The 6,900-nt window shown below is 32.2% G+C and carries 8 protein-coding genes and 1 pseudogene; 5 read left to right on the top strand and 4 right to left on the bottom strand.

Annotation, left to right across the window (positions count from 1 at the left end; translation table 11 throughout):
* The 3 genes and pseudogenes from ABJD66_RS03550 to ABJD66_RS03540 form a co-directional block, all read right to left on the bottom strand.
* Positions 1–666: pseudogene (locus ABJD66_RS03550) on the bottom strand (M56 family peptidase); the annotation flags it as partial.
* Positions 666–1,025, bottom strand: coding sequence for a BlaI/MecI/CopY family transcriptional regulator (locus tag ABJD66_RS03545; RefSeq protein ID WP_013621148.1), 360 nt, complete (start codon positions 1,023–1,025; stop codon positions 666–668). The gene ABJD66_RS03545 and the pseudogene ABJD66_RS03550, both read right to left, overlap by 1 nt.
* Positions 1,026–1,204: 179 nt before the next feature.
* Positions 1,205–3,289 (bottom strand): M13 family metallopeptidase, encoded by a 2,085-nt coding sequence (locus tag ABJD66_RS03540; RefSeq protein WP_303540042.1) that lies wholly within the window; start codon positions 3,287–3,289, stop codon positions 1,205–1,207.
* Positions 3,290–3,512: 223 nt separating this feature from the next.
* Here ABJD66_RS03540 and ABJD66_RS03535 point away from each other — a divergent pair, with 223 nt between their 5' ends.
* The 3 genes from ABJD66_RS03535 (at position 3,513) to ABJD66_RS03525 (ending at position 4,807) form a co-directional block, all read left to right on the top strand.
* A complete protein-coding gene (locus ABJD66_RS03535; RefSeq protein ID WP_198519398.1) occupies positions 3,513–3,956 on the top strand; it encodes a molybdenum cofactor biosynthesis protein MoaE in 444 nt (147 codons plus the stop codon).
* A 2-nt stretch (positions 3,957–3,958) separates the two neighbouring features.
* Positions 3,959–4,387: a cyclic pyranopterin monophosphate synthase MoaC gene (gene moaC, locus ABJD66_RS03530; RefSeq protein WP_348128302.1), complete on the top strand. Its 429-nt coding sequence runs from the start codon at positions 3,959–3,961 to the stop codon at positions 4,385–4,387.
* Between the two features lie 120 nt (positions 4,388–4,507).
* Entirely contained in the window at positions 4,508–4,807 is a 300-nt protein-coding gene (locus tag ABJD66_RS03525) for a hypothetical protein (protein WP_100894164.1), read from the top strand.
* 1 nt (position 4,808) lies between these two features.
* Here ABJD66_RS03525 and ABJD66_RS03520 read toward each other — a convergent pair whose 3' ends face one another.
* Positions 4,809–5,750, bottom strand: coding sequence for an NAD-dependent epimerase/dehydratase family protein (locus ABJD66_RS03520; protein ID WP_100894165.1), 942 nt, complete (start codon positions 5,748–5,750; stop codon positions 4,809–4,811).
* 152 nt (positions 5,751–5,902) lie between these two features.
* Here ABJD66_RS03520 and ABJD66_RS03515 point away from each other — a divergent pair, with 152 nt between their 5' ends.
* Entirely contained in the window at positions 5,903–6,406 is a 504-nt protein-coding gene (locus ABJD66_RS03515) for a hypothetical protein (RefSeq protein WP_157811066.1), read from the top strand.
* On the top strand, positions 6,399–6,887 hold the full coding sequence (locus tag ABJD66_RS03510) for a nuclear transport factor 2 family protein (RefSeq protein WP_348128296.1): 489 nt from the start codon (positions 6,399–6,401) through the stop codon (positions 6,885–6,887). The genes ABJD66_RS03515 and ABJD66_RS03510 overlap by 8 nt, the downstream gene beginning before the upstream one ends.
* Positions 6,888–6,900 lie beyond the last annotated feature (13 nt).

Raw genomic sequence — 6,900 nt, 5'->3', positions numbered from 1 at the left:
TAACAAATACTGATATTCTTTTTTATTTTGATGCGATACTATTGCATCATCAACAAGGTACTCTAAGTTTACAGAAACCATTTTTTTGTACCACCACGCAAACGGGTTTGCCCATTGCAATACACATAACAAATGTGTAAGTAACATATCTAGAGAGTGTTTTTGCCTGGCGTGTAACTCTTCATGCTTAATAATTGTTTTAAGCTCATTTGCCGTATGTAAATTAGGATTATACACAATGAAATTAAAAAATGAAAACGCACTGGTATCCGCAGTAACCTCAACCATTTTATACCTACCTACTCTTGTGCTTGCCCCTTTATTAATTAAACTAAATAAAGACGCCAATTGCACTAAAAATCTACCTAAGAAAAATACACAACCCACAACGTAAACAGTCAAAACTACCAACCACCAATTTATATTTTCTATTGATGAATTATTGACAACAGTATTACTTAATTTATTAAAATCTACAATAGGAGCATTAATAAAAACCACTTTGGTTATAATTAAAAAAGGAAATACCATTGCTACAAATATTCCTGCTAGCAAAAACAACCTATTCGCTTTAAAAAATGTTTCGTTACGTAAAAACATCTGAAAACAAATAAAAAACAATGCTATAACCAAGCTGCTTTTAGCAATAAAAATTAAATACTCCATTACTTATTGTTTTCTATATGGTTAATAATCTCTTTTAGCTCATCTACACTAATTTTATCTTCATTAACAAAGTTAGACACCAAACTCTTGTATGAGTTGCTGTAAAAGTCTGTAATTGCCCTGCTCATAAATCCTTTTCTGTACACTTCTTTTTCTACTATTGGGTAATATTGATGAGTATTGCCATATGCAGTATGACTAACATATCCTTTTTCCTCTAAATTTCTAATCATAGTAGATAACGTATTGTAATGTGGCTTATCTTCTTTAAATTCTGCCAAGACATCTTTAACAAAAGCTTTTTCTAGCTTCCACAAAATCTTAAGTACTTCTTCCTCTTTGTTTGTTAACTTTTTCATTTTGTATCTATTACAACTCGTTTTTATCAGAAACCAAACTTAATCCTATTTTTTTAGTTACACAACTATTTTTATAGTTAACAAACTAAAATAGCAGTTTTAAACTTCTAAAAACGAGTAAAGGCTACTCTTTTAGGAGTAGCCTTTACTTATAAAATTATGTTATTGCTAGTTTAAAACTACCAAATACGCACTCTTTTTTCTGGTGCAACATACATAGGATCTCCTTCTTTAATATCAAAAGCATCGTAAAAAGCATCAATATTTAATAAAGGTTGTACCGCTCTAATCATTCCTGGAGAGTGTGGATCTGTTTTTACTTGGTTACGTAGAGCTTCATCTCTAGACTTAGTTCTCCAAACTGTAGCCCAAGACATAAAGAAACGTTGTTCTGCTGTAAAACCATCAATATCTTCTGGTCTTCCATTTTCTTCAAATAACAATTGTAAACCGTCATAAGCACCTAAAACGCCACCTAAATCACCAATGTTTTCACCTAAAGTAAATTTACCGTTTACGTAAACGCTATCTAAAACTTCTAAATTACTGTACTGTGCTGCTAAAGCATCGCCTCTTTCTGTAAAAGCAGCCAAATCTTCATCTGTCCACCAGTTTTTAAGGTTACCTTCAGCATCAAAACGAGCACCACTATCATCAAAAGCATGAGAAATTTCGTGTCCAATTACAGCTCCAATACCACCATAGTTTACAGCATCATCTGCAGTATAGTTATAAAAAGGAGGTTGTAAAATTGCAGCAGGAAAAACAATCTCGTTGTTCATTGGGTTAAAATATGCGTTAACCGTTTGCGGAGACATTCCCCACTCGCTCTTATCTACTGGCTCTCCAATTTCTGCAAAGTTTTTTGCTCTACCCCATTTACCAACAGCCGTCATATTATCAAAATAAGACTTGTCTGCTGCTACTTCCATATTAGAGTAATCTTCCCAAGAATCTGGATAAGCTATTTTAACAGTAAATTTGTCTAACTTTTCAATTGCTTTAACTTTTGTATCCTCACTCATCCAATCTAATTTCTTAATTCGGTTTTTGTAAGCTGTAATTACATTAGCAATCATTTTTTCTGCTTTTACTTTAGCTTCTGGCGGAAACTTAGCATCTACATACAATTTACCCAAAGCCTCACCAACTGTACCGTTTACTGTTGCTAGAGCACGCTCATCTGCAGGACGTTGTTTTTTAGCACCTCTTAAATATTTGCTGTAAAACTCCCAACTAGCTGTTTCTGTAGCTGTAGTTAACCTACCAGTTGCTCCGTTAAAAGTATCCCATTTTACAAGAGTTTTTAAATCTTCAATAGGTGTATTTTTTAATAACTTATCTAAAGCTGCTGTATATTTTAGTTGTGTTACCAAAATAGTATCAAACTTTTTAGTCATTCCTAAATCAGCAATCATTTTTTTAACATCTAAAGAAGAAAGCATAGCATCTGCTTCTGCAACTGTTTTAGGATTATTAAAATTTCTTGCATCACGACTTTGTACTTTGTCTAAACGTGGTTCTGCTAATTTAGTTTCTAGATCTAAAATAGTTATAGCTGCCTTATTAGCAACTTCTTTAGAATCTCCTAACATTTGTAACATTTTAGAGATGTATTTTTTATACTGTTCTCTAATTTCTTTAGACTTACTATCTTGCTCTAAGTAATAATCACGGTCTGGTAAACCAAGACCAGCACCACCCATATAAACAGCATTCATTGCAGAGTTATTTAAGTCTGCACGTACACTAAAACCAATAAACGGAGAAGAAACCGCTGGATTTTTAGCTAAAACTGTTTGTAAGTCTGATAAACTTTTAACCTCTGCTATTGCTTTTAAAGCTGGCTCTATAGGTGTTAAACCTGCTTTGTTTCTTGCAGTTGTATCTAACTTAGTTTCAAAAATAGCAAGTGCTTTTGCTTGGTCTGTGTCTGCACCATATTTGCCACTTTCTTTAGCTTCTGCAATAATTTCTAAAACATCTGCATCTGTAGACTGGCGTAACACAGAGAAACCACCCCAACTAGATCTGTCATCAGGAATATCTGTATTCTTCATCCAACTACCGTTAACGTAGTTGTAAAAATCTGCTTTAGGATTTACTAAAGTGTCCATATTCTCTAGTACAATACCAGGAATTTTTTCTACTTCGGCTTGGGCTACAACGTCCTCTTTTTTAGCTTCTTTACCATCTTTACATGAGGTAATAGCAAGAGCACCAGCCAAACCAACTACCAGTAGTGATTTGTTAGTAATTTTCATTGTTGAGTTTTTTAAATTGTTAATTAGTATCCATACAAAAATAACAAAAAGATAAAATAAAGCTTCATTTACTATGTTAAATACATTTTTGCAGGCAAATCATTAGGTTTCACTAAAATATTTTCAATGATGTTTAATAACACCCAAGATCTAATAAATCTATATTATCTTTAAAAATAGTATTTTTACTTTTTAAGCAACAAATACTTTTTAGGTTAGATTTATGAAGAATGATAAAATAAAAAATGTGTTTAAAGAAGGCGCTATCTCTAGTGCTTTTATTGGTGAAGCTATTGCCAAACACCAAAGTAAAACACAAATTGGCGCTCACAATATATTTTTAGGTCAGGTTAGAGCAGATAAAATAGATGACAAAATTGTAAAAGCTATAGAGTATACCGCTTATGAAGAAATGGCAAACCTTAAGTTTCACGAGATAAAAGAAACTACATTTTCTAAGTTTGATATTACTTGCATGCACATTTACCATAGTAAAGGTATTGTAAACATAGGTGAAATATGTTTATTTGTTTTTGTTTCTGCACCACACAGACAAGTAGTTTTTGATGCGCTTAATTATGTTGTAGAAGAAATAAAGGCACAAGTACCTGTTTTTGGAAAAGAGGTTTTTGAAGACAGCTCATATCAATGGAAAGTAAATAAATAACAATGGTAGATATTACACAAAAAGCAATTACGTTAAGAACTGCAATTGCACAAGCCGTTGTAAAGGTAAGTACACAAGCCACTATAGATGCCATAAACAATAAAACTGTTCCTAAAGGAGATGTTTTTGCCATGAGTAAAGCTGCTGGTTTACTTGGTGTAAAAAAAACACCAGATTTATTACCAGACTGCCACCCTTTACCAATTGAATTTACAGATATTACGTACCAAATTAACGACTTAGAAATAACAGTTTTAATTACCGTAAAAACAAACTACAAAACCGGTGTAGAGGTAGAAGCTATGCACGGAGCAAGTATTGTTGCCTTAAATATGTACGATATGCTAAAACCCATAGACAAAGGCATAGAAATACACCATATAAAGCTTTTGAAGAAAACAGGTGGTAAATCTGATATTACCAATAAGTAAAATATTACTTTTTATATTTTACAAGCAATTAACTTTAGGGGGTTTGCGTTTTTAAGAGAATAAACTAATTTTAATAACTCGCATATTGCGTGTATTACAATTCTCTAAAAAATAGCTGCTATGGATAACCTTAAACGAGTAATTGTAGATTTTAAAAAACTTACTCCAGAAGTTTTAAAACTACTAGTAGATCGCTATCCTGCTGGGTATGGCGATAGTGACATTATAGTGTTTAAAAATGCTAAAAATGAAACTATTGAGGCAGTAGAAGTACTTACACAAGACACTAAATACCTTGTAAAAATTAGTGCAAAGTTAGAGTACACTATGGAGAATTATGACGAGGACGACTATGAGGATTTTAAAGATGATGACCCCACAGCCATCCCAGACATTTCATTACATAATAATGAGAATTAATTTAGTTTGCTAAATTCTTCAGCATTGTTTCTGTAGTTTTTTCTAGATCAAATTCTGCTTTCCAACCCCAATCTTTTTCTGCTGTAGAAGCATCTATACTTTGCGGCCATGAATCTGCTATTTCTTGTCTAAAATCTACATTATAATCAATTTTAAACTCTGGTATTTGTTTTTGTATGCTTGCAGCAATTTCTGTTGGAGTAAAACTCATTGCAGCTAAGTTGTATGATGAGCGCTCTTTTATGTTTTCAGCCTCAGTTTCCATAATAGACACTGTAGCTCTAATAGCATCATTCATAAACATCATTGGTAGTTTTGTGTTTTCAGATAAAAAACAAGTGTATGCCTTATTCTCTAATGCTTTATGGTAAATTTCTACAGCATAATCTGTTGTACCACCACCTGGCTGTGTTTTCCAACTAATTAAACCTGGGTAACGTAAACTACGTACATCTACTCCATATTTATTATGGTAATAACTACACCAACGTTCACCAGATTGTTTACTAATACCATAAACAGTACTTGGCTCCATAATTGTATTTTGTGGCGTGTTTTCTTTAGGAGTATTAGGTCCAAAAACAGCAATACTTGATGGCCAAAATATTTTACTAATTTTTTTATCTTTTGCTAAGTTTAAAACATTAAAAAGGGACCCCATATTTAAGTCCCAAGCACGCATAGGAAATTTTTCTGCAGTTGCACTTAACATAGCTGCCATTAAATAAACCTCATCTATCTCATAATGCATTACAACATTTTCTATAGCCTTATAATCTGTAGCATCTAAAAGCTCAAAGGGACCACTAGCCATAAGATCTTCACCGCCCTCTCTAATATCACTAGCAACTACATTATCGTTACCGTGTTTTTCTCTTAGAGCTAAAGTTAGCTCTGTACCTATTTGCCCACAGGCACCTATAATTAAGATAGATTTTTGCACAATAATTGGTGTTCTAAAGTTAAGCCACAAAGATATATTTATTAAATTAACTTTAGTCGTAATTACATATTTACTACTTATTTAACTAAATTTATAAATGAATTGAAAGTGAACAAACTTCTTATCTTATTCTTTTTTTATACTTTCGCCCTATGAAGAGATTTTTCCTTTTTTTTATTTTGATTTTTAGCGTGATTTCTTGCTCTAACAACAAGAAAGAAACCGTAAAAGAAGAGCAAGTTGCAGACAAAATTACTTTTAATGCTAAAAAGCTACCAAAGAAGATAAAACTAGATCCAAAAGTAGTTACTGTTTTAGAAAACTGGCAAGAATACAAAGACTTTAATACTGCTATAGATGGTATGTATAAGGCTGAAAACGATGAAGACTTACGTTTAACGCTAGACCAAATTATTGACACTCAAAAAAAGCTAGAAAAATCTACTTACCCTGAAGAGTTTAACAAACCACATATAAAGAGCAGGCAAACTGTTATAAAAACATATACTTTAAAAACTAAAGGTGCTATAGAGTATAGTTTAGATGTTTTAGAACCTGCGACTGAGTTAATTACTGCTTATAACAATTTTAGAAACCAGTTTAACATAATTGCTAACAATACTTTAGACACTAATTTAATTTTAGAAAATGAATAACAAGCTATTATTACTTATTATGCTAGTTGCAACTTTACAAGTTACAGCGCAAAAAACTGAAATTAATACGGTTGTAGATGCTTGGCATAAGGCTGCTGCCGATGCAGATTTTGACGCTTACTTTGGCTTAATGACAAAAGATGGTGTTTTTATTGGCACAGATGCTGCAGAAAATTGGCAGAACAAAGATTTTAAAGCTTTTTCTAAACCTTATTTTGATAAGGGAAAGGCTTGGAGTTTTACTGCTTTAGAACGAAATGTTTATGTAGATAAATCTAAAAAAATTGCTTGGTTTGATGAGTTACTAGATACCCAAATGGAAATATGCCGTGGTTCTGGTATTTTAAAAAAAGTAAAAGGCGAATGGAAAATAGCACATTATGTTTTATCTATTGCCATACCAAATGAGGATGTAGACAAAGTTGTTGCTCTTAAAAAAGAAAAAGACATACAGCTAAAAAAAGAATTAAAACAAAACTAAAAAAGGAGCGCTA

Source organism: Cellulophaga sp., assembly GCF_039943695.1.
Classification (GTDB): domain Bacteria; phylum Bacteroidota; class Bacteroidia; order Flavobacteriales; family Flavobacteriaceae; genus Cellulophaga.
The sequence above is the reverse complement of the archived record's forward strand: the minus strand, read 5'-3'. Positions and strand labels throughout refer to the sequence as shown.

What these genes read in the sequence shown, in the direction of transcription:
- ABJD66_RS03545 (WP_013621148.1), bottom strand. Translation starts at nt 1,025, where the DNA reads ATGAAAAAGTTAACAAACAAAGAGGAAGAAGTACTTAAGATTTTGTGG.
- ABJD66_RS03540 (WP_303540042.1), bottom strand. Translation starts at nt 3,289, where the DNA reads ATGAAAATTACTAACAAATCACTACTGGTAGTTGGTTTGGCTGGTGCT.
- moaC (WP_348128302.1), top strand. Translation starts at nt 3,959, where the DNA reads ATGGTAGATATTACACAAAAAGCAATTACGTTAAGAACTGCAATTGCA.
- ABJD66_RS03525 (WP_100894164.1), top strand. Translation starts at nt 4,508, where the DNA reads ATGGATAACCTTAAACGAGTAATTGTAGATTTTAAAAAACTTACTCCA.
- ABJD66_RS03515 (WP_157811066.1), top strand. Translation starts at nt 5,903, where the DNA reads ATGAAGAGATTTTTCCTTTTTTTTATTTTGATTTTTAGCGTGATTTCT.
- ABJD66_RS03535 (WP_198519398.1), top strand. Translation starts at nt 3,513, where the DNA reads ATGAAGAATGATAAAATAAAAAATGTGTTTAAAGAAGGCGCTATCTCT.
- ABJD66_RS03510 (WP_348128296.1), top strand. Translation starts at nt 6,399, where the DNA reads ATGAATAACAAGCTATTATTACTTATTATGCTAGTTGCAACTTTACAA.